The sequence below is a fragment of the Stenotrophomonas geniculata genome (assembly GCF_034508895.1).
GTDB lineage: Bacteria > Pseudomonadota > Gammaproteobacteria > Xanthomonadales > Xanthomonadaceae > Stenotrophomonas > Stenotrophomonas geniculata.
This window is the reverse complement of record NZ_CP140571.1, coordinates 342,696-368,961: the sequence shown is the minus strand read 5'-3', so window position 1 is coordinate 368,961 and position 26,266 is coordinate 342,696. Positions and strand designations below refer to the sequence as shown.

Genomic DNA, 26,266 nt, shown 5'->3' with positions numbered 1-26,266 from the left:
CCCGTATACTCACCCTTCCCGGGAACTGGCAACACCATGAGCGACCGTTTTGAACTCGTCTCGCCGTATTCGCCGGCGGGCGACCAGCCTGATGCCATCGCAAAGCTGACCAGCAACTTCGAAGCGGGCATCGCCAAGCAGACCCTGCTGGGCGTCACCGGTTCGGGCAAGACCTACACCATCGCCAACGTCATCCAGAACGTGCAGAAGCCGACGCTGATCATGGCGCCGAACAAGACGCTGGCGGCGCAGCTGTATGGCGAGTTCAAGGCATTCTTCCCGCACAACGCGGTGGAGTATTTCGTCAGCTATTACGACTACTACCAGCCGGAAGCCTACGTGCCGTCGTCGGACACCTTCATCGAGAAGGACAGTTCGATCAACGAGCACATCGAGCAGATGCGACTGGCGGCGACCAAGACCCTGCTGTCGCGCCCGGACGCGATCGTGGTGGCGACGGTATCGGCGATCTACGGCCTGGGCGCGCCGGAAGACTACCTGTCGTTGCGCCTGATCCTGTCCAAGGGCGAGCGCATCGACCAGCGCGATCTGATCAACCACCTCACCCAGCTGCAGTACACGCGCAACGAGTACGAGCTGCAGCGCGGTACGTTCCGCGTGCGTGGCGAAGTGATCGACGTGTTTCCGGCCGAGTCGGACAGCGAAGCCCTGCGCCTGGAACTGTTCGATGGCGAGGTCGAGAAGATCACCCTGTTCGACCCGCTCACCGGCGAGACGCTGCGCAACATGCAGCGCTTCACGGTCTACCCGAAGACCCACTACGCCACCACGCGCGAGCGTGTGCTGGCAGCGATCGAGACGATCAAGGTCGAGTTGAAGGAGCGGCTGGAGCAGCTGTACGCACAGAACAAGCTGGTCGAAGCACAGCGCCTGGCGCAGCGCACCCAGTTCGACCTGGAAATGATGGCCGAGGTCGGCTTCTGCAACGGCATCGAGAACTACTCCCGGCACCTGACCGGCAAGAATGCCGGCGAACCGCCGCCGACCCTGTTCGACTACCTGCCGGCCGACGCGCTGCTGGTGATCGACGAATCCCACGTGACCATTCCGCAGATCGGTGCCATGTTCAAGGGCGACCGTTCGCGCAAGGAAACGCTGGTCGAATTCGGGTTCCGGCTGCCCTCGGCGCTGGACAACCGGCCGCTGCGCTTCGAGGAGTGGGAGGAGCGCTGCCCGCGCAGCATCTATGTGTCGGCCACGCCGGGCCCCTACGAGTACCGCGAGGCCGGTGACGAGATCACCGAGCTGGTCGTACGTCCCACCGGCCTGATCGACCCGGTGGTGGAGATCCGCCCGGTGGGGACCCAGGTCGACGACCTGATGAGCGAAGCCAACGCGCGCATCAAGGCCGGTGACCGGGTGCTGGTCACGACGCTGACCAAGCGCATGGCCGAGAACCTCACCGAGTACCTGACCGAGCACGGGATACGCGTGCGCTACCTGCACTCGGACGTGGACACGGTCGAGCGCGTGGAGATCATCCGCGACCTGCGCCTGGGCAAGTTCGACGTGCTGGTGGGCATCAATCTACTGCGCGAAGGCCTGGACATGCCGGAAGTGTCGCTGGTGGCGATCCTGGATGCCGACAAGGAGGGCTTCCTGCGCTCGACCGGCTCGCTGATCCAGACCATCGGCCGTGCCGCGCGCAACGTGCGCGGCAAGGCGATCCTGTATGCGGACAAGATCACCCGTTCGATGCAGGCCGCGATCGATGAGACCGACCGTCGTCGCGCCAAACAGGTCGAGTACAACGAGGAGCACGGCATCGTGCCGCGCTCGGTGGCGCGCCCGATCGTCGACGTGCTGGAAGGGGCGCGTTCGGACGCCGCCGAGAAGGAAGCAAAGAAGGGCAAGGGCAAAGGCAGGCCCGGCGTTGCCGAGGAGGGGAGTGACTATCGATCGCTCAGCCCGGCCCAGCTGGCGTCCCGTCTCAAGGCACTGGAACAGCAGATGTACCAGCACGCCAAGAACCTGGAGTTCGAGGATGCCGCCCGCGTGCGTGACCAGATCCGGCAGCTGAAGGAAGCGAGTCTGGGCTGAACGCGGCAGTGCAGCATCTTCTTCACAAAAGTGTTGCGCTTCACGGCCGGCATCCGTAATATACGCGGCCTGCACCGACGCAATCGCGGACGTTCAGAAGCAAAAACGGGCGGTTAGCTCAGCGGTAGAGCACTACCTTGACATGGTAGGGGTCACAGGTTCGAACCCTGTACCGCCCACCACGAAGTCTCCGGAAGGGGGCTGTCGTGAACAGCAAAGCCCGGCCCTGGCGCCGGGTTTTTACGTAGCAAGGCCAGCTTTCGGGCGGCAAGAACAAGATGGGCGGTTAGCTCAGCGGTAGAGCACTACCTTGACATGGTAGGGGTCACAGGTTCGAACCCTGTACCGCCCACCACCTGGCTCCCGGCATTGCCGGTGCAGCGGTGGATCACGATGGAAGCCGGCCCTGGGCCGGCTTTTTTCGTTTGCGCCGGTGGGTTGCAACCCGCGATCAGTGTTGGGCCACCCATTCGTCGATGCTGATCATGCGCTGCAGCCGCCAGTGCCCGTCCACGCGTTCCCAGACCTGCGCGAATCGCGCCGAGCCGGCGTGCCGCTGTGGGGCGTCGGCCTGCAGCGGCTGATTGTCCACGCGCAGTACGCGATCCTGGCGCAGCCGGTACAGCTGCAGGGGGGCCGGGGCCGCTTTCCGATCCGGCATCGATGATGTTTCTGCCTGCCCAGCGTCGGCCTGCAGGATCTGGCTGCGCAGGGAGGGATCCCCTGCGTCGGTATCGCAACCGAACAGGCCAGCGCACAACAGCAGCAGGGCAAGCATCGGCATGGCACGGTGCTCCGGAGAAGGGAGTCCAGCGTGGCACTGCCCCCTGCGGTGTGAAACCGGTATGCGACGAAAGCCGGTAAAGCGCGCGCCAAGGCGCCCGGGGAAGGATGAATCCGGGGCCGGAAGTGCCGGGCCGCCCCTGGAGGCGGCCCGGCGCGGTGCCCAATGTGCGGGTGGGCACCGATCATCGCCGCAGGGCTGGCTCAGCGCTGCGGCACCTGCAGCAGATCAGCGGGGCCGACCTGCGGTGCGGCTTCGATTACAGCGGATCACAGCACAGTAGCTGGCCAGGCTTGCCCGAGTTGCCGAACGGGCAGCTCGGATGCGGCTCGCACCCGGGCGCATAGCCGGTTTTGGGGGCGACGGCGAAGGCCTGGCTGGCACCGAATGCCAGGGCCGCAACAACGACGATACCGGCGACGGACGAAAGTACGTTCTTTCCGATCATGTGTATCTCCTTGGTTGGCGTTGTGGTGTTGCAGTTGCCGCAGGCACCGGGGTGCCGGTTGTGGCGCGGATGCGGTGAACGATGACGCGCGCCGACGCGGCGCGCGGCAATCAGGGCAGTGCAGGGGCTGGCGTCAGCGAGTTCATGGCGGCGCGCACCACCTGCTCATCAAGCTGGCCCACATGCTTGTAGGTCACGCTGCCATCGGTGGCCAGCACCATCAGCATCGGCGTGACCGTGGCGCGGTAGCGCTTGGACGCATCGCCTTCACTGTCAATGGCGATCGGGAACTGCAATACATGCTGTCCGGCGTAGTCGGCCAGTTGGTCGTAAGGGGGGAGTCCCACGCCGATCAGTTCACTGCGGCCGCGTGCTGCTGCGATCTGTTGCAGCTGTGGCATCGAGGCCAGGCAGTAGCGGCAGGTGGTGGAGAAGAAGTAGAGGATCTGAGGTGCGTCGCGCGCGCCGCCGATGTTGACGTGAGTGTGCTGGGTCGTGCGCAGCGCCAGTGCTTCCGGGCGACTGCCCAGGCCGAGACCATGTGCTTCCAGCCGCATGTTCTGCAGTTGGGCAGCCATCTGCGCGTTGATCTGCCGGAGCTGGTGGTTCTGCCATCCCAGCGCGACGATCAGCGCGGACAGCAGCAGGGCGACAACGGGGAACAGGACGCGCTTGAGCATCGATCATCCTTGAACACAGCGTTGGGCCGAACATACCGGAACGGGCGCGCGGATTGTTAAGGTGTTGCCCGCACGTCCGCAGAGGCGCCGCGTGTACTAGAGTGGTGCCTGCGCGGTCAGGCACGCGCACCCCGCAACCACCACCAGGACCAAACACCGATGAGCGATCACGTTCCGGTTTCCCGGCCCAATCCCATCCTTGAGCTGCTGTTCGGCGGCAACATGCTGGAGGGTACCTTCAAGGCGGTGATCTGGGTGGCCCTGCTGGCGGCCGTGCTGGCGTGGACCACATTCCGCTGAGTCTTCCCGCTGCCCTGCAGCGCCGGCAGCGTTGCTGGCCTGCGCTCAGGCGCTGAAGGCCTGGCGCAGACTGCGCAGGGTGGCCTGGCGATGTTCCTTTGCGGTTGCTTCGCCCATCTCAAGCTCCTGCAGGCGCAATCCCACCAGCATCATCGACAACGCATAGCCGCGTGCCGCATCGGCAGCACGCGAAAGGCCAAGTGCGCGGCGCGTCAACGCGTTTACGTGTTCCAGGTCCGGCAGCAGCCCCAGGTAGGCGCGCTCGGCGCTGTCCAGGTCCGGGGCACGCAGGATCGCGTGCGCTTCAGCAGCAGGGGAGACGGAGGCCATGGGGGGTCCTTGTCCGTTGCGGGCGCTCGATCAGAACGAGCGCATCAGGGAAATGAAGGCCGACGTCTGCGTGCCGCGACGGGCCATCGGGCTGTCCTCTACGGCATCGCCGAACCACTGGTTGGCGACGACGCCGGTCGCGCGCCACTTCGTGCCCAGGGGCGTGCTGACCGCGATCTGCAGGTTCGGTGATGTCGCGCTGCCCGGGTTGTACGCGGCAAGTCCCGAGCGCAGCGCTTCTTCGTCGGTGATGCCGTAGTAGTAGTCGAGCAGGCGCGCACTGGAGTGCACCACGCCGACCTTGGGCACCCAGGTGAAGCGACCGGCCTGGATCGGATAGCTGTAGTGCAGGCGCGATTCCATGCCACCTCCGTGGCCCGTGACCTCGCGCATCACGCTGGCCTCGACGATGCCCCAGTCGGCGCTGTATTCACCATTGATGCCGGCCATGGCGGACATCTGCCGGCTGTGCAGGCGACGCAGCTGAGGATCGTTCACGTCGTCGGTCTTGAAGCGCAGCGTGTAGGGCGTGACCGCCGCCGACAGGCGCAGGCCTTCGCGCTTGTACAGATACATGCCCAGCGAGCCCGGGCTGGCGAAGAAGCGCTCGCCCTGCCAGGCAATGGACGGTACGACCAGCGGCTTGACGTCGTAGTGGGCGTAGGCCCCTGAGGTCGCGCCGGCACTGATACCGGCCTGCACCCCCGGGTTCCGGTCGGCGGCGTGGGTGATCAACGGGAGGCCGATGGCAGCGGAGAACAGCAACGGGCGCAGCAGGGTCGGGGACAGCGACGGCATCGATCAGCCACTTTGCGGGGGATGGCTGTGCATGGTGCGGGCATAACATTGTCAGAACATTGCGCCTTGGCATTCGGCACGCGAAGGCGCCCAAAGCCGGCGCCAGGCACTATGATCGGCACCGTTTCCGGTAGCCGAGCCCCTGATGCGCATCCTCCTGGTCGAAGACGATCCCGATCTGTCCCGTGCCCTGCAATCGGGCCTGGAGCGGCAGGGCGTGGTCGCCGACGTGGTCGGCAGCCTGGCCGAAGCCGCGATCGCGCTGCGCGAGCCGGTGCACCAGCTGATGCTGCTCGACCGCCAGCTGCCCGATGGCGATGGCGTGGCTTTCGTCGCCACCGCGCGCGCGCTGCGCCCGAACCTGGCGGTGATCATGCTGACCGCCAAGGGCACGCTGTCGGACAAGGTCGAGGGGCTGGACGTCGGTGCCGATGACTACCTGGTGAAGCCGGTGGCGATCGAGGAGCTGATGGCGCGGATCCGCGCGGTCTCGCGCCGGCCCTCGGCGATGGTGACGCCAAGCCTGCATCTGGGCCGGCTGGAATTCGACTTCGAATCGCTGCAGGCGCAGGTGGAGGGCCAGCTGTTGGCGCTGCCCCGGCGCCAGGTGCTGGTGCTGCAGGCGCTGGCGATGCGACAGGGACGCACCGTCACCCGCAGCGCGTTGGAGGCGGCAGTGTACGGCTTCGATGACGAGATCCAGTCCAATGCACTGGACGCGCATATCTCCAAGCTGCGCAAGGCGCTGCAACAGGCCGGGGCCGGCGTGGAGATCCATGTGATCCGCGGCGTCGGCTACCTGCTGGCGGAGGCCTGAGATGGCACGTCCGATCCGCTCCATCACCCTGGGCCTGGCCTGGCGGTTGTTCCTGGCGCAGGCCTTCACCGTGCTGTTCGCTGTGGTTGCGTTGATCCTGACCTGGGGTGACAAGGACACCTGGGGCATGGACATGTTCATGGCCGAGGCGGTGGCCAAGGCGGTGCACAGCGATGGTGGCCGGCTGGTGCTGGACCAGGCGCGCTGGGAAAAGCTCGATGCCAGTGCCGGCGGCAACCTCTGGTTCGCGGCAGTCGACGACAAGGGGGTCTGGTTGGAGCGCGGCACGATTCCGGCGATCCACGCGCCGCTGCTGGCGCGGTTGCCGACGCTGGGCGCGACCGAACTTGGTTCGCTGGTTCCGCCCTACCTGGATGTGGCGCGGGTGATGATCCGCAACGAGGATGGACGGCGCATCACGGTGATGGTGGGCGGGGCACCGAAGGGCGGGCTGCTGGATGGCGCGCTGATGGTGCTGCGTCTGATCGGCCTGTGGTTCTTCCTGCCGCTGATCGTGGTCACGCTGCTGGTGATGCCGACCGTGATCCACCGCGCGATGCGTGGCGTGCGCCGCTCCGCGCAACAGGCCAAGGAGCTGGATATCGGCCAGCCGGGTGCGCGGCTGGATGCGCAGCTGGTGTCGACCGAGGTCGCGCCGTTGGTCGAAGCCTTCAACGACGCGATCGACAAGGTGCAGCAGGGCTATGCGGCGCGTGACAAGTTCCTTGCCGATGCCGCGCACGAGCTGCGTGTGCCGATCGCGGTGGTGCAGGCGCGTCTGTCGCAGCTGCCGCAGGGCGAGCTGAAGTCGCAGCTGCTGACCGACGTAGCGCGGCTCGGCAACGTCGCCGAGCACCTGCTTGACCTGCAGCGACTTGATCGCAATGTCGGCGCACTGCAGCGGCTGGATCTGGCGCTGCTGGTGCGTGAAGCGGCCGCCGATCTGGCGCCGCTGGTGGTCGGTGCCGGCTACGGCTTCGAAGTGGATGCACCTGAGATGCCGGTGTGGATCCACGGCGACAGCCTGGCGTTGGGACGGGTGATCGCCAACCTGGTGCACAACGCCATTGTCCACGGCGGCGGACGCGGCACCATCTGCGTGCGCCTGGATGCACGTGGCCTGCTGGAAGTCAGCGATCAGGGTGCCGGTATTCCGGTGAGCGATCGTGAAGCGATCTTCGAGCCGTTCCATCGCCTGCGCGCGGCGGGCAGTGGCAGTGGCCTGGGCCTGCATCTGGTGAAGGAAATCGTGCAGCACCACGGCGGCTCGGTCAGTGTCGGCGAGGCCGCTGGCGGTGGTGCCAGCTTCCGGGTCAATTTCCACCGCGGCACCGTCCGGCGCTGACAGCCGCGCGGGGAAAACCCCGATAGGCAACTGTCGCGCCCGGCGGCAGGCTGCTGGAATGGTTTCCGAACGTTCCGCGCCGGCCCTGTTCGGCCCCGGCTGCGCCGCCGGCCTGGTGCTGGGCGCGCTGGCCTGCGTGCAGATGCCGGCGTTGCTGCCGCTGTGGCTGAGCGTGCCGATGGCGGTTGCAGGCGGCGCGGGCTGGCTGCTGCGCTGGCGAGGCCGCACCTGGGCTGCAGTCATGCTCGGCCTGGCATGGGCAACAGTGCACGGGCAGTGGGCCCTGCACGACCAGCTTCCACCCGACGCGCCGCCGCAGGATGTGCAGGTGCGCGGGCGGGTGGCCGATCTTCCGCAGAGAGGCCCCGGTTACACGCGTTTCGTGCTGCACGTGGAGGAGGCCGATACGCTGCCAGTGCTGCGCGGCAAGCGCCTGCAGGTCACCTGGAACGACCCGTGGCGCGGATCGTCAGCGCACGAGGCCGGCGGGCGCCATGCGGTTCGTGCCGGGGCGCATTGGCAGATGTCGTTGCGCGTGCGTGCGCCACGCTCGCGGATCAATCCCGGCGGCTTCGATGGCGAACGCCATGCATTGCTGCGTGGTATCTCCGGCAATGGCACGGTGCGCGACCCGGGCGCTGCCCGTGAGCACGCGCCTGCGCAGGGCCTGCCGGCCTGGCGCGAGCGCAGCAGTGATGCCATCGCCACGCAGGTGGCACATCCTGCCGCGCGGTTCGTGCAGGCCTTGGCCCTGGGCGACACCCGCGGCCTGTCCGATGCCGACTGGGAACACCTGCGCGCGCTGGGCCTGACCCATCTGGTCGCCATTTCCGGATTTCACGTGGGCGTGGTGGCGGGTTTCGGCGTGCTGCTGTGCCGCGTGTCGTGGTGGCTGTGCCCAGTGCTGGGACGGTACTGGCCACGGCCGCAGGCGGCGGCATGGGGCGCGGCGCTGGCCGCAGCCGCCTATGCCGTGGCAGCCGGCGGCGCGCTGCCAACGGTGCGTGCGGCGCTGATGATCGGGCTGGTGGCACTGGCCCGTGCCGGACGTCGCCCGGTGGGTGCGGGGCAGGGGCTGGCCCTGGCCGCGATGGTGATGCTGTTGCCGGCGCCGCTGTCGGTGCTGTCGGCCGGGTTCTGGCTCAGCTTTGGCGGCGTGCTGTGGCTGCTGTGGTGCCTGCCGCGAACCGGGCCGGAGGGCGCCGGTGGGGGCCTGCGTGGCTTCCTGGCCGCGCAGGGCGTGGCCAGCCTCGGCCTGTTGCCGCTGTGCGTGGCCCTGTTCGGCGGCACCGCGCGCTTGGGGCCGCTGGTCAATCTGCCGATCATTCCGTGGTGGACCCTGCTGGTGGTGCCGTTGTCGTTGCTGGGTACCGCGCTGCAGGTGCTGCACGACGGTGCCGGGCGCTGGGCTTGGCGTGCCGCGGCCTGGCTGTTCGAGCTGAGTTGGCAGGCGCTGCAGCCACTGGCGCTGCACCCGCAGGCCATGTGGTGGTTGGCTGAGGCGCCGCGCTGGGCGGTACCGGCGGCACTGGCCGGGGTGTTCTGGTGGCTGCTGCCACGCGGCGCCGGCGGTGGCCTGGCGGGCCTGCTGCTGTGCCTGCCGCTGCTGTGGCCCGCCCGGCATGCACCGGCCGAAGGAGAACTGGAGCTGCTGGTGCATGACGTAGGGCAGGGCGCTGCGGTGCTGGTGCGTACGGCGCGGCACGCGCTCTGGTACGACGTGGGGCCGCCGACCGGCGGCGAAGGCAACGAGCGGATTCTGGTCCCGGCGCTGCGCGCGCTCGGCCAGGGGCCGCCCCGGCAGGTGATGCTCAGCCATGACCATCTTGATCACACCGGCAGCCTGTCCAGCCTGCGACGGCAGCTGCCCGGACTGCAGCTGCTGGCGCCACCGGGCAGCGCCATCGCTGGCGCCACGCCCTGCCAGCAGGGGCTGCGCTGGCAGTGGGACGGGGTAGATTTCCAGGTCCTGCACCCGGCGCCGGGCAGCCGTCAGGCCGAGAACGAAGACAGCTGCGTGCTGCGCATCGCCAGCCGCCACGGCGTGGTCCTGCTGCCGGGTGACATCGGCCGGCCGGCCGAGCGGACGCTGCTGGAGGCGTCTCCGGCAGCGCTGAAGGCGGATGTGGTGCTGGTGCCGCACCATGGCAGCGGCGGCAGCTCCAGCGCGCCGTGGGTCGAGGCTGTAGCGCCACGGCTGGCGGTGGTCTCGGCCGGGCACCGCAACCGCTTCGGGCATCCTCGCCAGGACGTGGTCCAGCGCTGGCAGGCGCAAGGGGCCGAGGTACTGGCCACGGCCGATTCCGGGGCGATCCGCATATGGCTTGGCGCACAAGGGCTGCAGCTGCGTGAACAGCGCATCCACGCATCCCGCTGGTGGGATGCCGCTGGGCGGGCGCGGTCGGCTGCTATCCTATCGCCGATCGAACAAGCGGCCGTTGGGCCGGAGGGTTGAAACGTGTGGGAACTGGTCAAGGCCGGTGGCTGGCCGATGGTGCCGCTGCTGCTGTTGGGCGTACTGGCTTTGGCGATCATCCTGGAGCGTTTCTGGTCCCTGCGGCGTACTGAAGTGCTGCCGCCCGGCCTCGGCCAGGAAGTGCGCAACTGGGCGGCACGCGGCAAGCTCGACCCGGCCCACCTGCAGACGCTGCGCGCGAACTCGCCGCTGGGCGCGCTGCTGGCTGCCGCACTGGAAGCCCGCAACCGCCCGCGCGACCAGATCCGCGAGCGCATCGAAGACACCGGCCGCCACCTGGTGCACCGCATGGAGCGTTTCCTCAACGCGCTGGGTACCATCGCTTCGGCCGGGCCGCTGCTGGGCCTGCTGGGCACGGTGATCGGCATGATCCAGATGTTCCTGGGCATCCTCGACCACGGCGTGGGTGATGTGAACCAGCTGGCCGGTGGTATCGGCAAGGCGCTGGTGTGCACCGCCACCGGCATGATCGTCGCCATTCCGGCGCTGATGTTCCACCGCTACTTCAAGGGCCGCATCCACGGTTACGTGGTGGAGATGGAGCAGGAAGCCAGCGCGCTGCTGGATACGCTGGATGGCCGACCCGGGGTGATGAACCCTGCTGCTGCCACGCGCCCGGCCGGCGCGGCGACGGCGAAGGCCTGATCGATGCGTATCGGCAACGACCGATCCCAGGATGAGCCGCATATCGACCTGGTGCCACTGATCGACGTCATCCTGGTGTTGATCATCTTCTTCGTGGTCACCACCACCTTCGACGCGCGCTCGACACTCCAGGTGGAGCTGCCCACGGCCAGCCAGCAGCCCAGCAATGAGCCACCGCGCTCGTTGAGCGTGCTGATCAACGCCGAAGGCCGCTACTTCATCAATGACCAGGAAGTGCTGCGCAACGACGTCGAGTCGGTCAAGCAGACCATCGCGGCCGTTGCCGGCAGCGACCGCACCCAGCCGGTGCTGTTGCGTGCCGATGCCCGCACGCCCTATCAGGCCGTGGTGACCGCGCAGGATGCGCTCGGTCAGCTCGGCTTCCGCCGTATTGCCATTGCAACAGCACCCGAGGTGCGTCCATGAGTTCCAAACACGCGCCGGTGTGGCCGATCTACAAACGTCTGCTGGGATACACCCGTGCCTACTGGGGCATGATGGTCGCCGCTGTCATCGCCATGGCGGTGGAGTCGGTGGCCGGCTACCACTTCACCAAGCTGATGGAGCCGCTGGTCAACCGCGGCTTCGTCAATCCCGAACCGAAAATGGCGGTGATCCTGCCGCTGACCATCCTTGGCCTGTTCCTGATGCGCAGCGCCGCCACCTGGGTGAGCGACTACGCGCTGGCCAAGACCGGTCGCAGCGTGGTGCGTGACCTGCGTGAACAGGTGCTGGCCAAGTACCTGCACCTGCCGTCCTCGCATTTCGATACCGAATCGACGCCGGTGATGGTCAGCCGCCTGAACTTCGATACCGAACAGGTCACTCAGGCCAGTGCCGATGCGCTCAAGACCGTGGTTGCCGACACCCTGACCATCATCGCCATGCTGGCGGTGATGCTGCAGATGAGCGTCAAGGTGACCGTGGCCATGCTGGTGGTGGTGCCGATGATCGGCGTGATCGTGTCCTACGTCGGCAAGCGCTACCGGCGCATCAGCCGTGGCATCCAGGACGGCATGGGCACGATGGCGCAGACCGCCGAGCAGTCGCTGGCGGCCCAGCAGGAAGTGAAGGTGCACGGCACTCAGCAGCACGAAATGTCGCGCTACTCGCGCCTGGCCAACCGCATGCTGGCGCTGAACATGAAGGTGGAAATCACCCGTGCCGGTGCCTCCAGCGTGGTCCAGTTCCTGGCCGCGCTGGCGCTGGCGGTGATCGTCTGGGTGTCGACCCGCGAAGCACTGGCAGGCCGCCTCAATGCCGGCCAGTTCATGGGCCTGATGATCTCGATGACGGCGATCATCCCGTCGCTGCGCCGCCTGACCAGCGTGCAGTCCTCGATCTCCCGCGGTGTGTCCGCCGCCGAGCGCCTGTTCGACATCCTCGACATGCCGGTCGAGCGCGACGATGGCCGCAACACGGTGCAGCGCGTGCGCGGCGAACTGGCCTTCGAGCACGTCATGCTGCGTTACCGCGAAGACAGTGGCATCGCCCTGGACGACATCAGCTTCGTGGCCAAGCCGGGTACGGTCACTGCCATCGTCGGTCGGTCCGGCAGTGGCAAGACCAGCCTGATCCGGCTGGTGCCGCGCTTCTATGAACCCAGCGGCGGGCGCATCACTCTCGATGGCGTGGCACTGGATGACTATCCGCTGGCCGACCTGCGTCGCCAGGTGGCGATGGTCGGGCAGAAGGTCATGCTGTTCGATGACACCATTGGCGCCAACATCGCCTATGGCATGGACGCGACCGATGAACAGATCCGAGCGGCGGCCGAAGCCGCAAACGCCTGGGAGTTCATCGCGCGCATGCCGCAGCAGCTGCAGACCCCGGTGGGCGAGAACGGCGCGCTGCTGTCCGGCGGCCAGCGCCAGCGCCTGGCGATCGCCCGCGCGATCCTGCGCGACGCGCCGATCCTGATCCTCGATGAAGCCACCGCAGCGCTCGACAACGAATCGGAGCGCCTGGTGCAGGACGCGCTGCAGCGATTGATGCCCGAGCGCACCACGCTGGTCATCGCGCACCGCCTGTCGACCATCGAGCATGCAGACCAGGTGCTGGTGATGGACCACGGTCGCATCGTCGAGCGCGGTACCCACAAGGAGCTGCTCACCATGGGTGGCCTCTACCAGCATCTGCACAGCATGCAGTTCCGCGAAAGGCAGGACTGATGGCCGGCAAGGGTACCCAGACCCCGCCGTACTGGTACGACGGCAGCCCGGTTCCGTGGGCGATGCGCCTGCTGGCGCCGCTGTATGCCGGCGTCACCGCGCTGCGCCGGCGCGCCTATCGGCGTGGCTGGCGCAAGCGCTACACGCTGCCGGTGCCGGTCATCGTGGTTGGCAACATCACCGCCGGTGGGACTGGCAAGACGCCGCTGACCATCGCGCTGGTGGAGCGCCTGCGTGCCGCCGGCTGGAAGCCGGGCGTGGCCAGTCGTGGCTACGGCCGCGAAGATGCCGACAAACCGCTGTGGGTGAAGGCCGATACGCCGACTGCCAAGGGCGGTGACGAACCGGTGCTGATTGCCTGGAAGACAGGCGTGCCGGTGCGCGTGGACAGTGATCGCGTTGCTGCTGGCAAGGCGCTGATCGAGGCCGGCTGCGATGTGATCGTCTGCGACGACGGCCTGCAGCACTACCGGCTGGCGCGCGACATCGAGATCGAAGTGGTCGATGCGCAGCGCCGCTACGGCAATGGCCGGATGATTCCGGCCGGACCGCTGCGCGAGCCGGTCAGCCGCGCCAGCGAGTGCGATTTCCGCGTGGTGAATCTCGGCCAGGCCGATGAGGAATCTGCGGCCCAGGCCTGTGGTTTCGGCCAGTGGCCGATGGCCCTGCACATCGACAGCGCGCAGCCGCTGGCCGGTGGCCGTGCCCGTCCACTGTCGTACTTCAAGGGCCAGCGTGTGCACGCCGTGGCCGGCATCGCCCACCCGCAGCGCTTTTTCGACATGCTGCGCGCGCGAGGCATCGGCGTGGTGCCGCACGCCTTCGCCGACCATCAGGCCTATCAGCCGCAGGACCTGTCCTTTGGCAGCCAGCTGCCGGTGCTGATGACCGAAAAGGACGCGGTGAAATGCCGGGCGTTCGGCAATGACTGGCACTACGCGGTCCCGCTGCGCGCCGAGCTGCCTGCCGCGTTCTGGGTGGCGCTGACCGACCGCCTGGACAAGCTGCGACCGAACTGAGTGGCACGGCGGCGCTTGCATTCATGCGCCGCCGGCCGCATTCCCGTTGTAACGAGCCTGCCGAGTACCGCCCCATGACCGAATTCGTCGTCGCCATCCCGGCCCGCTATGCCGCCTCGCGGCTGCCGGGCAAGCCGCTGCGCCTGCTGGGCGGTGAGCCGCTGGTGCTGCATGTGGCGCGCCGCGCGCTGCAGGCCGGTGCCGGCGAGGTCTGGGTCGCTACCGACGATCAACGCATTGCCGACGCACTGTCCGGCCTGGCCGAAGTGAAGGTGGCAATGACCGCCACCTCGCATGCCTCCGGCACCGATCGCCTGGCCGAGTGCGCGCGCATCGCCGGCTGGGCCGATGACACCGTGGTGGTCAACCTGCAGGGCGACGAGCCGTTTGCACCCGCTGCGGGTATCCGTGCGGTGGCCCAGGCGCTGGTTGACGGCAATGCGCCGATGTCGACCCTGGCGACCGCCGTGGAGGATGCAGAAACCCTGTTCGATCCGAACGTGGTGAAGCTGGTGCGCAACGCGCGCAACGAGGCGATGTACTTCAGCCGCGCGCCGATCGCCTGGCATCGCGATGGCTTCGCACGCAGCCGTGACACGTTGCCGGCCGGTCACAACTGGCTGCGTCACATCGGCATCTACGGTTATCGCGCCGGTTTCCTGCAGCAGTTCGCGGCGATGCCGCTGGGCCAGCTGGAGCAGGTCGAATCGCTGGAACAGCTGCGCGTGCTGGAAGCGGGCTTCCCGATCAGCGTGGCGATCTCGCCCGAACCCTTCCCGCCGGGCATCGACACGCCCGAGGACCTGGAGCGCGCCGAAGCACTGCTGCAGACGCTGGCGGCACGATGAAGCTGCTGGTCGTCTGCCTCGGCAACATCTGCCGTTCGCCGATGGCCGAAGGTGCGCTGCGCGCACGCCTGGAGGCCTCGCCGCTGGCCGGACGGGTGCAGGTGGATTCGGCCGGCACCGGCGACTGGCATGTGGGCGAGCCGCCGGACCGGCGTGCGATCGCCTGCGCGGCCGGGCACGGCGTGGACATCGGTGGCCTGCGTGCACGCCAGCTGCAGGCTGTGGATTTCGAACGTTTCGACTGGATCCTGTGCGCCGACGAGGCCAACCTGCGTGATGCCGGCCGTATCGCCACGCCGGCCCAGCGCGAACGCTTGGCACTGTACCTGCCATGGTCGGGCGGAGAGGGCCGGGTGACGATCCCGGATCCCTACACCGGCGGCAGTGATCATTTCGAACAGGTCTGGACATTGGTGGACAATGCTGCAAAACGTGCCGTGGCACGACTGTTGCATGACGCCGACTCCGGCATAATCGGGCCATGAACGTCCAGCCCGTCCCGGACCTGCCCGAGTTCGCCACCTGGCTCAATGCCACCCCCTGCACCCTGACCGAACTGCGCGGTCGGCCGGTGGCGCTGTTGTTCGTCAACGCCGCCTCTGCGTGGAGCGCGCAACGCCTGGCCGAGTTCGGCCAATGGCTGTCGCGCCACCCCGGCAAGCTGCAGCCGCTGGTGCTGCAGGTGCCGCGCTTCGACTTCGAGCGCGACGCCGGTGCCGCACTGAAGCTGTTGCGTCGCCAGGGCCTGACGATGCCGGTCCTGCTCGATGCGGACTGGGATGGCTGGCGCCGCTTCGGCGTCACCGCCTGGCCAACCCTGGTGCTGCTGGATGCGCAGGGCCGCGAACAGCAGCGGCTGGTCGGGCAGGGCGCACCCGGCGAACTGGAGCGTGCCTTGAATGCGCTGTGCGAGGGTGCGCCGTCGGCGCCGCCGCGTGGCGGTAGCGAGCTGCATCCGGAGCCCCGCCAGGCACTGTGCTTCCCGCTCGGCCTGGCGGTCAGTACCGAGCGCCTCTACATCGCCGACAGCGGCCATCACCGCATCCTCGAATGCAGCCATGGCGGCCGCATCCTGCGCCAGTTCGGCCTCGGTACCGCCGATTTCATGGACGGCAACCTCGCCGAAGCGGCGTTCCACCGCCCGCAGGCGCTGGTGCTGGAGCGCGATGCGCTGTACGTGGCCGACACCGGCAACCACGCCGTGCGCCGCATCAACCTGCTGACCGGCATCGTCGACACGCTGTGCGGCAATGGCCGCCCCGGTGCGCCGGTGGAAGGTCCGGTCGCGCAGGCCCGGCAGGTCTCGCTGGACCATCCGGTCGGCCTGGCCATCGCCGACAACCAGCTGCACATCGCCATGGCCGGCGACAACCGCATCTGGAGCTACCACCTGGGCCAGCGCAGCCTGCAACGGCGCGCCGGCAGTGGTTCCATCGACGAGCGTGATGGCAGCGGCCATCTGGCCGCGTTCGCACAACCGACTGCGCTGGCCGTAGTGCAGCAGGCGCTGTACGTGGCCGATGCACTGGGTTCCTCGATCCGTGCACTGCAGCTGCGCGGCGACCTGGTGCAGACGCTGGTCGGGCAGGGGCCATGGCGCTTCGGCAGCGAAGACGGCCCGCGTGCGGACGCCAGCCTGCAGTTCCCGCAGGCGATCGCGCTCAGCCCGGATGCGCCGCTGTTGTGGATTGCCGATACCGGCAACGGTCGCCTGCGCACGCTGCGCCTGGGCGGTGGCGAACTGACCACCCAGCCGCTGCCGCGCCGCCTGCATGGCCCGGCTGGACTGGCGGTGGGCGCAGGTGCGGTGTGGATCGCCGAGACCGACGCCCATGCCGTGCTGCGCTTCGATCCCGACAGCGGCGTGCTCAGCGAAGTGCCGATCAGCGAATGACCGACGTTCCCGCTCCGGTCTTCGACGGCAAGGCCTTCGCGGCCCAGCTCAGCACCGCTCCCGGCGTGTACCGCATGTACGCGGCCGACGACACCCTGCTGTACGTCGGCAAGGCCCGTGCGCTGCGCAACCGCGTCGGCAGCTATTTCAACGGCAGCCCGAAGAACGCACGAATCATGTCGATGATCTCGCAGATCACGCGCATGGACGTGACCGTGACGCGCTCGGAAGCCGAGGCGTTGCTTCTGGAAAACCAGCTGATCAAGTCGCTGTCGCCGCGTTACAACGTCTCGCTGCGCGACGACAAGACCTATCCGCATGTGCTGCTGACCCGCGAGGACTGGCCGCGCATCGCCCTGCATCGCGGCCCGCGCGCCATTCCCGGTCGCTATTTCGGGCCGTATCCCGGCGTTACGGCGGTGCGCGAAACGCTGAACCTGATGCACAAGCTGTTCAAGCTGCGCAGCTGCGAGGACAGCGTGTTCCGCAACCGCTCGCGGCCGTGCCTGCAGTACCAGATCGGCCGCTGCAGCGCGCCCTGCGTGGAGCTGGTACCGGCGCCGGACTACGCCGAGTCGGTGCGCCGCGCTGCGCTCTTCCTGGAAGGCAAGAGCGACGAACTGACCCGCGAGCTGGGCGAGCAGATGCAGTCCGCCAGCGAGGCGCTGGAGTTCGAGCAGGCCGCGCGCCTGCGCGACCTGATCTCCTCGCTGCGCAGCATGCAGACCCGCCAGTACGTGGACGGCCGCGCCGCAGATCTGGACGTGCTGGCGGTGGCCATGCATGGGTCTCAGGCCTGCGTGCTGCTGCTGGCCTTCCGCGATGGCCGCAATCTCGGCACCCGCCCATTCTTCCCGCGCACCAACGGTGAGGAGAGCCCGGAGGAAGTGCTGGCCGCCTTCGTCTCGCAGTACTACATCGAATTCGAGCCACCGCGCGAGATCCTGCTGGATCGCGAGATTCCCGACGCCGACCTGCTGGTCGCCGCGCTGTCCGCCTCGGCCGAGCGCAAGGTGCAGTTGAAGTGGAACGTGCGCGGCGAGCGTGCCGGCTACGTGGAGCTGGCCAGTCGCAACGCGCAGCTGACCCTGGCCACCGAGCTCAACAGCCGCAACGCGCAGCACGCGCGCAGCGATGCACTGCGCGACATGCTGGGCCTGGCCGAGCCGGTCAAGCGTGTCGAGTGTTTCGATATCAGCCACACCCTGGGCGAGGCCACCGTGGCCTCATGCGTGGTGTTCGACGCCGTCGGTCCGGTGCGCGCGCAATACCGCCGTTTCAACATCAGCGGCATCGAGCCGGGTGACGACTATGCCGCCATGCGCCAGGCCATCGACCGCCGTTTCCGCCGCGCGGTGGAAGAGCAGGGCGTGCTGCCGGATGTGCTGCTGATCGACGGCGGCGCCGGCCAGCTGGCACAGGCGCAGGCCGCACTGGCCGACCTGGGCGTGGAGGGCGTACTGCTGGTGGGCGTGGCCAAGGGCGTGGAGCGCCGCGCCGGCCACGAGGCGCTGGTGATGCCCGACGGCCGCGAGCTGCGCCCGGGCGCGGCCAACCCGGCGCTGCAGTTCATCCAGCAGGTGCGCGACGAGGCGCACCGCTTCGCCATCACCGGCCACCGCGGCCGCCGCCAGAAGGCGCGGATGACCAGCAAGCTGGAGGACATCCCCGGTATCGGCCCCCGCCGCCGCGCCAGCCTGCTCAAGCATTTCGGCGGCCTGGTCGGCCTGAAAGCCGCTGGCGAAGCGGAAATCGCCAAGGTGGAAGGCATCAATGACGCCCTCGCGGCACGTATCTACGCTAACCTGCACGGGTTGGCCACGCCTGATGCGGCCGAGTAGAGAGAGAAGCACGCAAGCATGAAGTTGACCCTGCCCACCTGGCTGACGTTGTTGCGGATCGTGATGATCCCGGTGCTGGTGCTGGTGTTCTACCTGCCCTACACCTGGACCAACTTCGCTTCGGCGGCGATCTTCGGCCTGGCCGCGATCACCGACTGGCTCGATGGCTGGATCGCCCGCCGCTACCAGTTGGAGTCGGCATTCGGCGCCTTCCTCGACCCGGTCGCGGACAAGCTGATGGTGGCAGTGGCACTGTTCCTGATCGTGCAGGGCCACCCGACGCCGTGGATGGCGTTCTGGGCGGCGGTCATCGTCGGCCGCGAGATCGCGGTGTCGGCGCTGCGCGAATGGATGGCCGAACTGGGCCAGCGCGCGAAGGTACGCGTGGCGATGATCGGCAAGGTCAAGACCACCGCGCAGATGGTCGCGCTGCTGTGCCTGCTGTATTCGGTGGCCCCCAACGTGCCGGTGGAAGACATCTGGATGGGCTGGCCGGTGTTCCACATCGGCGACTGGACCCTGGCGATTGCCGCGGTGCTGACCCTGTGGTCGGGCCTGCAGTACCTGCACGCCGCCTGGCCGAGCCTGCGCGAAGACGAGCGCGCCGCACGCGAGCGCTCGCGGCAGAAGAAGCTGGGCAACTGACCCCATCGATGCGCGTATCCACGCATGGCGCGGATACGCGACGCCGGGCACCTCGCAGACCCTGAAAAAAGCGCTTGACGGCATCCTTGGAATAGGTAAAATTTCGCCTCCCAAGCGGGAATAGCTCAGTTGGTAGAGCGCAACCTTGCCAAGGTTGAGGTCGCGAGTTCGAGTCTCGTTTCCCGCTCCAGATTCAAGAAAGACGCTCCCGCAAGGGGGCGTTTTTCGTTTGCGTAGAACCCGCTTCATCCCCACTTCACCGTCACTCCTTCGCCTCACCACGCGGCAGTTCGAAGCTGCATCTCCGTTCCTCCAGGACGATGCAGCCATGCTCCACACTCCTTCCGCCTACGATCACGACGTGGTCATCGTCGGCGCCAGTTTTGCCGGTGCCGCCTGCGCACTGGCTGCTGCCCAGTACGGCCTGCGCGTCTGCGTGCTGGAACGCAAGGCCGACCCCGGCGAGCGCCTGCACACCACCGGCATCGTGGTGAAAGAGGCGATGGAGCAGACCTGGCTGGGGCGCATGCCCGAACATCTCGTGCAACGCGTCGCAAACGTGCGCCTGTATGCGCCGAATCTGCGCAGCGTGTTGCTGGCCGCGCCGGGCTATTACTTCCTCACCACCGATACGCCGAACCTGATGCGCTGGCTGGCCAGCGAGCTGCGCGCGAACGGTGTCGACCTGCGCCTGCAGCAGTCCTTCACCGATGCACATCGCAATGGTGACGGCTGGCTGGTGGATGGGGCGGGGCGATGTGCCTATCTGGTTGGCGCTGATGGCGCACGCTCACGTGTGGCACAGCGCACCGGGCTCGGCCAGGTGCGTGACAACCTCTACGGCGTCGAACGTGAGTTCGCCGGCCTGCATGTCGCGCAGGGCGACGCGCTGCATTGCTTCGTCAGCAAGCGCTACGCGCCGGGTTACATCGGCTGGGTCGCGCAGAATCCGACCGGCCTGCAGGTCGGGTTGGCGTTGCGTCATGACCCGCAACAGGTGCGGCCGCCGGATATTGAAGGTTTCCTCGGCCACGTGCGCGATGGGGTCGGCATTCCGCCTTCGGCGCGTCCCTCGGCCACCCGCGCCGGACTGGTGCCCTGCGGCCGGCCGGATGGGCCGATCACCGGCCAACGCGTGATCCTGACCGGCGACGCGGCGGGCATCGTCTCGCCGCTCTCCGCCGGGGGCATCCACTCCTCGTGGCGGCATGGCTGGGCGGTCGGCGAGGCGATGGCCCGCCATCTGCGTGGGCAAGGACCGGAAGCGGAACGGGTGGCGCGGCAGGTGGCTCCGGCGTTCCATGGCAAGCGCCTGCTGCGCTGGGCGATGGATCATCTGCAGGCCGATTGGCCGCTCGATGCACTGCTGCATACAGCGGCCATGCGCCGCATCGCCGAACAGGTCTACTTCCATCGCCGCGGGCTGCGCACGTGAAGGGAACAGGCAGGCGCGCCTGAACGCCATCCTTCACGTCACGTGAAAATTCCTGTTGACGCCGTGCAGCAATATCGACACAATAGCGCTCCTTCGACGCAGGTCGAACGGAATCTGCGGGAATAGCTCAGTTGGTAGAGCGCAACCTTGCCAAGGTTGAGGTCGCGAGTTCGAGTCTCGTTTCCCGCTCCAGATTCAAGAAGAACGCTCCCGGAAGGGGGCGTTTTTCGTTTGTCATGAAGTTGGCCGGCAGGGCCGCTACAGTCGCGCCAAGGCATCTTCATGGCGGGCGTGATATCAGTGGCCCGGCGTGACGAATCCGACGTCAGTGTCGCAATCGGAATGGCGGGGCGTATCGGTCGTGGGGATGGCCGCAGGCGCGGGGCTCGGGGAAGGTGGCAACAAGACGCAATGGCCTGGATGTCGCACCAGCGTTCCGTGCGTCGCATGCAGTGAAAGGCTGGCGAAAGGCCAATGCCATCGTTGCCTGAACCGCACGCGTGCTGTGACCTTTTTCGGACGATTTCTCCATGTTCGCTCCACAATCGCACGGTAGCCTTCATGCTCCTTCTACACGTTGGCGGGCTGGTGGTCAGGCGTATCACTTCAGTGGCAGTGCCCAGGACAGGGCGTGGACTCTCCCTGCAGGCAGTGCTGCGCCCCGGCGCGTTGTTGGCAACCCTGGCCCTGGCGGGTTGCATGTCGGTGTCCGTCCCGGACTTGCCTGATCGCACACCCAGCGCCTGGACCCAGGTGCCGCAGGGGCAGGGTGTGGCGGTGGACGCCAGGCAGTGGTGGAAGGTGCTGGCCGACCCGGCGCTGGACGGACTGGTGGACCAGGCCATCGCCGGCAACCTCGACCTGCAGCAGGCCACGCTGCGGCTGCAGGCCGTGCGGATCGTCGCCGGCACCTCCGACTCGCGTTTCCTGCCGGAAATCTCGGCCAGCGCCAAGCAGGTGCAGGACGCCGCCGCCGTCGATACCTACTTCCATGCCGGCATCGAAGCGATCTGGGACCTGGGCCTGTTCGGCGCCGCCGAAAGCGCGCAGCTGAGCGCGCAGGCCTCGGCCGGCAACGCCGAGGCGCTGCGCAATGCCGCACAGGTGGCGGTGATTGCCGACGTGGTGCGCAGCTATCTGGACCTGACCGTGGCACAGGCCCAACAGGACCTGCTGGCCCGGCAGCAGACCGTGGACGACCGCGGTGAACAACTGGCCCTGGTCCGCCAGCGCCTGCGCCTGGATGAGCCCGGCGAGCTGGACCGCCTGCGTGCACGCCAGGCCGCCACCCGTGCCGCCATCGCACAGGCTCGGGAAAACGCCGACAACGCGGCCCGCGCGCTGGCATTGCTGCTGGGCCGTGACGGCCCGGATCCGGCCTGGCGCGCGTATCGCACGCCGCCGAAGCTGGGCACATTCTCGCTGCAGCAGGTTCCTGCGGATCTGTTGCGCCATCGTCCGCAGATCCTGTTGGCCGAGTCGGAGGTGATGCAGGCTGCGGCCAGCAAGGGTTCGGCACGCGCCGCGATGTATCCGCGGGTCAGCCTTGGCGGCTCCATCCTGTATGCCTACAACCTTACCCAGAACGCCCGCTCCAATTCCGATTCCAGTCCGTCGATCGGCCCGTACGTCGATATTCCGCTGTGGGACTGGGGTCAACGCCGCGCGCGCTTCCAGGCCGATGAGAAGCAGCTGGACGCCGCATTGCTCGGTTACCGCAAGGCGGTGCTGGAAGGCGTGAGCGAAGTGGAAGGTGCGCTCGGCAGCCTGGCGCGCCAGGGCAGCAGCATCCAGTCGCTGCGTGTGGCCAATGATGCCGCCGACCAGCAGGTCAAGCGCCAGGCGCGGCAGGTGCAGCTGGGTTTGTCCAGCGAGTTCGATGGGCTGGACACGCAGCGTGCGGCACTCGCCTCGCAGGCCGACCTGATCGGCGCGCAGGGTGCACGCGTGCTGGCCTTTGCGTCGCTCTACCGTGCCCTCGGCGGCGCACCGCTGCCGGTCGAGGGGGAGGGCGAGCAGCAATGATCGCGCTGGCCCGCAAGACCCTGGCCTATGAGTGGCGCCGGTTCCTGCCGGTGGTGCTGGCGATGTGTTTCGCCGGCGTGCTGCTGATCGTGCAGGCCGCACTGGTGCTGGGCATCTTCGGTACCGCCGCGATCTATGTGAAGGCATCGTCGGCCGACATCTGGGCCGGTTTCCCCGGCACCCAGAGTGTCAACTACGGTCATGCGATCAGCGCGGATGTTGAAAGCCACCTGCGCATGGACCCGGATGTCACCCGCGTCGAACCCTACGAGTGGGTGGATGGCGAGTGGCGTTCCAGTGCGCAGGGCACCGGCAATGTGTCGGTGTACCTGTCCGGCATTTCCACCCGCGACGACGCGATGATGTTCGCGCGCATCCTGCCCGCCGACCTGCGCGCGCAGCTGCGCGAGCCGGGTGCGGTGATCGTCGACAGCGCCGACCTGGACACGCTGGGCGTTGACCTGCAGAACAACCGGGCCTGGATCAACGGCAAGGCGGTGCGTGTGGTTGCCGCGCAGCCGGGCCTGCGTGGCCTGGGGGGCGTAAACGTGCTGGCCTCACTCGACACCGCGCGTGCCATCGCCGGTACCGACCCGCATGAAGGCAGTACCTACTTCTTGGCCGGGCTGCGCTCGCCCGATCTGGCTGACCGGGTGCGAGACCGCTTGTCCGCGTCGATGGGTCGGGCCACGCCGGTCGAGTTCTGGACCGCGCCGGCGTTCGCCAGCCGCTCGCAGCAGTACTGGCTGTTCGATACCGGCGCCGGCATCGCGGTGTTGTTCATGGCCGTCATCGTCTGCTTCGTCGGCGCGGTGATCACCAACCAGTCGTTCGCCTCTGTGGTGGCCGGCTCGGTGCGTGAGTACGCCACGCTCAATGCACTCGGTGCAGGCCGCTATGCGCTGGCGCGGGTGGTGTTCGAGCAGGCCTTGCTGATCGGCGGCGTGGGTATGTTGCTGGCGGCGGCCTTCAGCACCGTGGTGCTGTTGATCGCGCAGACCCAGCGCGTTCCGGTGCAGCTGACACCGATGGTGATCCTCGGCTGCGTGGCGCTGGTGGCGGTGATGGCCATGCTCTCCAGCATCATGGCGGTGCGCAGTGTCGTCCGCTCCGATCCATCGTTGCTGCTGCGTTGAGGACCGGCCGATGACTTCCTTGCGCGCCGTCGCCCCGACTCTGCGGGCCGATGCACTTGAAAAGGGCTTCATGTCCGGCGACGTGCAGGTGCCGGTGCTGCGCGGGCTGTCGCTGGACATCTACCCCGGCGAGCTGACCCTGGTATCGGGCCCGTCGGGTTGCGGCAAGAGCACGCTGTTGTCGCTGCTGTCCGGCTTGTCCGCGCCCGATGGTGGCCGTGTGCACGCACTCGGCCAGGATGTGGGCCACATGAGCCGCAGCGAAGTGGAGCGTTTCCGCCTGCACCATGTCGGCTTCGTGTTCCAGGGCTTCAATCTGTTCCCGGCACTGACTGCGCTGGAGCAGGTGCAGCTGCCGCTGGGCTACCGCGGGATGAGCAATCGCGAAAGCGAGCCGCTGGCCCGCCGTGCGCTGGAAGAGGTTGGCCTGAGCCACCGCAGCCACATGCGACCGGCGCAGCTGTCCGGTGGTGAGAAGCAGCGTGTAGCCGTTGCCCGCGCCTTCGCCAAGTCGCCGACGCTGATCTTCGCCGACGAACCCACCAGCGCGCTGGACGCCGAGAACGGCCAGCGCGTGATCGACATCCTGCATCGCTACGCACGTGCGCATGGCGCCACCGTGCTGTGCGTGAGCCACGATCCGCGCCTGATCCGGCACGCCGATCGGGTGATCGCCATGGAAGACGGCATGGTCCGTGACGACCGCCGCCAGAACGAAACTGTAGAGTCCGCCCCATGACCAAGACGTCGCACCTGCTTCCCCTCAGCCTGGCCCTGTCGGCGGCATTGCTGCTCGGTGCCTGCTCCAGGGAGGCGCCCACCCCGGCATCTGCACCCTCAGGCAAGGCGGACACTGCCGTCGCCAGCAAGGTCGCCGTAGCGCGGGGCATCATTGACGTCGAAGGCGGGCTGATCGCACTGGCGCCGCCGGTGGATGGCTCGATCACTGCCGCACCGGTGAAGGAAGGTGCCACGGTGAAGAAGGGGCAGCTGCTGCTGTCGCTGGATGGCGCCCTGCTGCAGCAGGAAGTGGCAATGGCCACCGCCGATCTGGCGTTGGCCAATGACCGCCTGAAAGGCAGCCAAGCGCAGCTGCGCGAACTGGAGCGCAACGCCACCCGCCTGTCCACGGGCGCCAGAGAAGGTGTGTCCTCGAACCAGCAGGCCGACGCGGCCAAGCAGCAGTTGGCCGGTGTGCGCGCCGACGTCGACGTGGCCGGTGCGCAGGTCGACATGGCCCAACACAAGCTGGAACACGCCAGACTGAAACTGCAGCAGATGTCGTTGAGTGCACCGGAAGCCGGCACCGTGGTCGGCCAGGTACCGGGCCTTGGCGCATTCGTGCAGGCCGACAAGCCGGCGATCTCGCTGTTGCCGGCGCGTCCGCTGCAGGTGCGTGCCGAACTGAGCGCCGCCTATGCCGATGCCGTGCAGGTGGGCATGAAGGCTACCGTCGTGCCGGACAGCGATGGCGCCGAGAACACCGGCACGCTGCCGCCGGCACGCGTGGTGCGCATCAGCCCGGTGTTCGCGCAGGCGCGCCTGCCTGAAGACGCAGGGCGTGGCGTGGCCAAGGTGGTGGAGTGCGTGCTGGAGTTCGACGGGCAAGCCAAGGCGCGCTTCGGCCAGCACGTGCGGGTGGAGTTCCTGAAGTAGGCCGGGCGTTGGGTGGGGCCGTCTATGGGCCCTTTCGATGCCTGAGTGCCCGCCACGCGCTCACCGCCGACACCGCGCACAGTGCCAGTAGCAGGCCCACGTCCAGCAGCAGCAACCACAGCAGGTGCATGCCATGCACCGGCGGCTGGTGCATGGCCGACAGCATCCACGGTACCGACCACGCCAGCAGCAGAACGAAGGCGATCAACAGGCGCAGCCACAGTCGTTTCAGTCGCCACGGCCGCACGATCAAGGCGGCCACCACCAGTTCAACCGTACCCAGCAACGCGAACACGATGACGGTGCTGGTCGGGTAGGGCAGCTCGGCGCCTTCCAGGTGATGCAGCAGCCAGTAGTCCGGGGTGAAGCCGACATTGACCAGCGCGGCGATCAGCGCCAGCCATGTGAGCGCGACCAGCAGCCAGAACAGGCGGACGTAGCGTCTAGGCATCGGCGGTGCCCGTGGTGGTGGGCAAGTGGCTACGTGATGCATGGCGCACGGATATGGCGATCGCGGCCAGTGCCAGCAGGCCGGGCCCGACCGTGAAGTACAGCAGACGCAGCGGGTGGTTGTGCATCAGTGTCCAAGTTGCGAATGCCAAGGGAATGGCCAGCACCAGCAGCTTGGCGAAGAGCGGCCGCAGCACTGCGATCAGCGGCTGCGCGCCAATGAACATCCAGAACAGATAAAACTGGGCGATGCCCAGGCCGATGTCCCGATGGGAAGTGAAGCCGAAATGGTCGCGATACCCGTTCATTCCCAGTGGTATCAGTGCCCAGTACAGCAGGGCCACCAGCAGATGCAGCAGCAGGGCGATCAGCATGGGCGAGCCGCGAAGGAGCATGGGCGCAAGGGGCTGGGCGGGGCAGCGTACCTCAGTGCGGACGCCTGTGACCGCATGGTGTGAAGAC

Annotated in this window: 26 protein-coding genes and 4 tRNA genes; 23 read left to right on the top strand and 7 right to left on the bottom strand. The window is 67.7% G+C overall.

The annotated features are described in order from the left end of the window. The first annotated feature begins 36 nt into the window (after positions 1-36). From uvrB to RI032_RS01830, 3 genes are all read left to right on the top strand, one after another. Positions 37-2,061 (top strand): excinuclease ABC subunit UvrB, encoded by a 2,025-nt coding sequence (gene uvrB / locus RI032_RS01840; RefSeq protein ID WP_057503595.1) that lies wholly within the window; start codon positions 37-39, stop codon positions 2,059-2,061. Between the two features lie 107 nt (positions 2,062-2,168). Continuing rightward, positions 2,169-2,243 (top strand) — tRNA-Val (locus tag RI032_RS01835). A gap of 98 nt (positions 2,244-2,341) precedes the next feature. Continuing rightward, positions 2,342-2,416 (top strand) — tRNA-Val (locus RI032_RS01830). A gap of 96 nt (positions 2,417-2,512) precedes the next feature. Here the strand turns inward: RI032_RS01830 and RI032_RS01825 are convergent. The 3 genes from RI032_RS01825 to RI032_RS01815 form a co-directional block, all read right to left on the bottom strand. Beyond that, on the bottom strand, positions 2,513-2,845 hold the full coding sequence (locus RI032_RS01825; RefSeq protein ID WP_322547774.1) for a hypothetical protein: 333 nt from the start codon (positions 2,843-2,845) through the stop codon (positions 2,513-2,515). Positions 2,846-3,104: 259 nt separating this feature from the next. Beyond that, the gene (locus RI032_RS01820; RefSeq protein WP_019337168.1) at positions 3,105-3,293 is read right to left on the bottom strand and encodes a hypothetical protein; all 189 of its coding nucleotides are present in this window, start codon (positions 3,291-3,293) and stop codon (positions 3,105-3,107) included. A gap of 110 nt (positions 3,294-3,403) precedes the next feature. Next, positions 3,404-3,973, bottom strand: a complete 570-nt coding sequence (locus RI032_RS01815) for a TlpA family protein disulfide reductase (protein ID WP_109813805.1) — start codon at positions 3,971-3,973, stop codon at positions 3,404-3,406. Positions 3,974-4,132: 159 nt separating this feature from the next. On the opposite strand from RI032_RS01815, the gene RI032_RS01810 reads away from it, so the two are divergent. Next, entirely contained in the window at positions 4,133-4,273 is a 141-nt protein-coding gene (locus tag RI032_RS01810; protein ID WP_010486087.1) for a hypothetical protein, read from the top strand. A gap of 45 nt (positions 4,274-4,318) precedes the next feature. Here the strand turns inward: RI032_RS01810 and RI032_RS01805 are convergent, their stop codons facing one another. After that, positions 4,319-4,603 (bottom strand): hypothetical protein, encoded by a 285-nt coding sequence (locus RI032_RS01805; protein ID WP_010486086.1) that lies wholly within the window; start codon positions 4,601-4,603, stop codon positions 4,319-4,321. A 30-nt stretch (positions 4,604-4,633) separates the two neighbouring features. Then, complete coding sequence (locus RI032_RS01800) at positions 4,634-5,401, bottom strand: MipA/OmpV family protein (protein WP_134958926.1); 768 nt, start codon at positions 5,399-5,401, stop codon at positions 4,634-4,636. A gap of 145 nt (positions 5,402-5,546) precedes the next feature. Here RI032_RS01800 and RI032_RS01795 point away from each other — a divergent pair, with 145 nt between their 5' ends. The 19 genes from RI032_RS01795 (at position 5,547) to RI032_RS01705 (ending at position 25,354) form a co-directional block, all read left to right on the top strand. Beyond that, positions 5,547-6,218, top strand: a complete 672-nt coding sequence (locus RI032_RS01795; RefSeq protein WP_010486084.1) for a response regulator transcription factor — start codon at positions 5,547-5,549, stop codon at positions 6,216-6,218. A gap of 1 nt (position 6,219) precedes the next feature. Next, a complete protein-coding gene (locus RI032_RS01790; RefSeq protein WP_010486083.1) occupies positions 6,220-7,563 on the top strand; it encodes a sensor histidine kinase in 1,344 nt (447 codons plus the stop codon). A gap of 58 nt (positions 7,564-7,621) precedes the next feature. Next, entirely contained in the window at positions 7,622-10,018 is a 2,397-nt protein-coding gene (locus RI032_RS01785) for a DNA internalization-related competence protein ComEC/Rec2 (RefSeq protein WP_322547773.1), read from the top strand. Between the two features lie 3 nt (positions 10,019-10,021). Further along, a complete protein-coding gene (locus RI032_RS01780; RefSeq protein ID WP_019337175.1) occupies positions 10,022-10,684 on the top strand; it encodes a MotA/TolQ/ExbB proton channel family protein in 663 nt (220 codons plus the stop codon). 3 nt (positions 10,685-10,687) lie between these two features. Beyond that, complete coding sequence (locus RI032_RS01775; protein ID WP_010486080.1) at positions 10,688-11,110, top strand: ExbD/TolR family protein; 423 nt, start codon at positions 10,688-10,690, stop codon at positions 11,108-11,110. Beyond that, positions 11,107-12,855 carry a lipid A export permease/ATP-binding protein MsbA gene (gene msbA / locus RI032_RS01770; protein ID WP_010486079.1) on the top strand — a complete coding sequence of 583 codons (1,749 nt, stop codon included), beginning with the start codon at positions 11,107-11,109 and terminating at the stop codon, positions 12,853-12,855. Before RI032_RS01775 ends, msbA begins: the two co-directional genes overlap by 4 nt. Next, complete coding sequence (gene lpxK, locus RI032_RS01765; protein ID WP_049436561.1) at positions 12,855-13,874, top strand: tetraacyldisaccharide 4'-kinase; 1,020 nt, start codon at positions 12,855-12,857, stop codon at positions 13,872-13,874. Before msbA ends, lpxK begins: the two co-directional genes overlap by 1 nt. A 74-nt stretch (positions 13,875-13,948) precedes the next feature. Beyond that, entirely contained in the window at positions 13,949-14,722 is a 774-nt protein-coding gene (gene kdsB / locus RI032_RS01760; protein ID WP_134959336.1) for a 3-deoxy-manno-octulosonate cytidylyltransferase, read from the top strand. Then, a complete protein-coding gene (locus tag RI032_RS01755; RefSeq protein ID WP_257471840.1) occupies positions 14,719-15,207 on the top strand; it encodes a low molecular weight protein-tyrosine-phosphatase in 489 nt (162 codons plus the stop codon). The genes kdsB and RI032_RS01755 overlap by 4 nt, the downstream gene beginning before the upstream one ends. Further along, on the top strand, positions 15,204-16,616 hold the full coding sequence (locus RI032_RS01750) for a hypothetical protein (protein ID WP_322547772.1): 1,413 nt from the start codon (positions 15,204-15,206) through the stop codon (positions 16,614-16,616). Before RI032_RS01755 ends, RI032_RS01750 begins: the two co-directional genes overlap by 4 nt. After that, positions 16,613-18,457, top strand: coding sequence for an excinuclease ABC subunit UvrC (uvrC, locus tag RI032_RS01745; protein WP_322547771.1), 1,845 nt, complete (start codon positions 16,613-16,615; stop codon positions 18,455-18,457). Before RI032_RS01750 ends, uvrC begins: the two co-directional genes overlap by 4 nt. A gap of 18 nt (positions 18,458-18,475) precedes the next feature. Continuing rightward, complete coding sequence (gene pgsA / locus RI032_RS01740; RefSeq protein ID WP_010486073.1) at positions 18,476-19,102, top strand: CDP-diacylglycerol--glycerol-3-phosphate 3-phosphatidyltransferase; 627 nt, start codon at positions 18,476-18,478, stop codon at positions 19,100-19,102. Positions 19,103-19,216: 114 nt separating this feature from the next. Next, a tRNA-Gly gene (locus RI032_RS01735) sits at positions 19,217-19,292 on the top strand. 138 nt (positions 19,293-19,430) lie between these two features. Beyond that, positions 19,431-20,537, top strand: a complete 1,107-nt coding sequence (locus tag RI032_RS01730) for an NAD(P)/FAD-dependent oxidoreductase (protein WP_197656378.1) — start codon at positions 19,431-19,433, stop codon at positions 20,535-20,537. 116 nt (positions 20,538-20,653) lie between these two features. Next, positions 20,654-20,729 (top strand) — tRNA-Gly (locus RI032_RS01725). Positions 20,730-21,098: 369 nt separating this feature from the next. Beyond that, the gene (locus RI032_RS01720; RefSeq protein WP_049455303.1) at positions 21,099-22,562 is read left to right on the top strand and encodes an efflux transporter outer membrane subunit; all 1,464 of its coding nucleotides are present in this window, start codon (positions 21,099-21,101) and stop codon (positions 22,560-22,562) included. Then, entirely contained in the window at positions 22,559-23,698 is a 1,140-nt protein-coding gene (locus RI032_RS01715) for an ABC transporter permease (protein ID WP_322547770.1), read from the top strand. The genes RI032_RS01720 and RI032_RS01715 overlap by 4 nt, the downstream gene beginning before the upstream one ends. A gap of 10 nt (positions 23,699-23,708) precedes the next feature. Next, complete coding sequence (locus RI032_RS01710; protein WP_184013806.1) at positions 23,709-24,437, top strand: ABC transporter ATP-binding protein; 729 nt, start codon at positions 23,709-23,711, stop codon at positions 24,435-24,437. Next, positions 24,434-25,354, top strand: coding sequence for an HlyD family secretion protein (locus tag RI032_RS01705; protein WP_322547769.1), 921 nt, complete (start codon positions 24,434-24,436; stop codon positions 25,352-25,354). The genes RI032_RS01710 and RI032_RS01705 overlap by 4 nt, the downstream gene beginning before the upstream one ends. Positions 25,355-25,376: 22 nt before the next feature. Here the strand turns inward: RI032_RS01705 and RI032_RS01700 are convergent, their stop codons facing one another. After that, entirely contained in the window at positions 25,377-25,805 is a 429-nt protein-coding gene (locus RI032_RS01700) for a hypothetical protein (RefSeq protein WP_322547768.1), read from the bottom strand. After that, the gene (locus tag RI032_RS01695) at positions 25,798-26,199 is read right to left on the bottom strand and encodes a hypothetical protein (RefSeq protein WP_322547767.1); all 402 of its coding nucleotides are present in this window, start codon (positions 26,197-26,199) and stop codon (positions 25,798-25,800) included. The genes RI032_RS01700 and RI032_RS01695 overlap by 8 nt, the downstream gene beginning before the upstream one ends. Positions 26,200-26,266 lie beyond the last annotated feature (67 nt).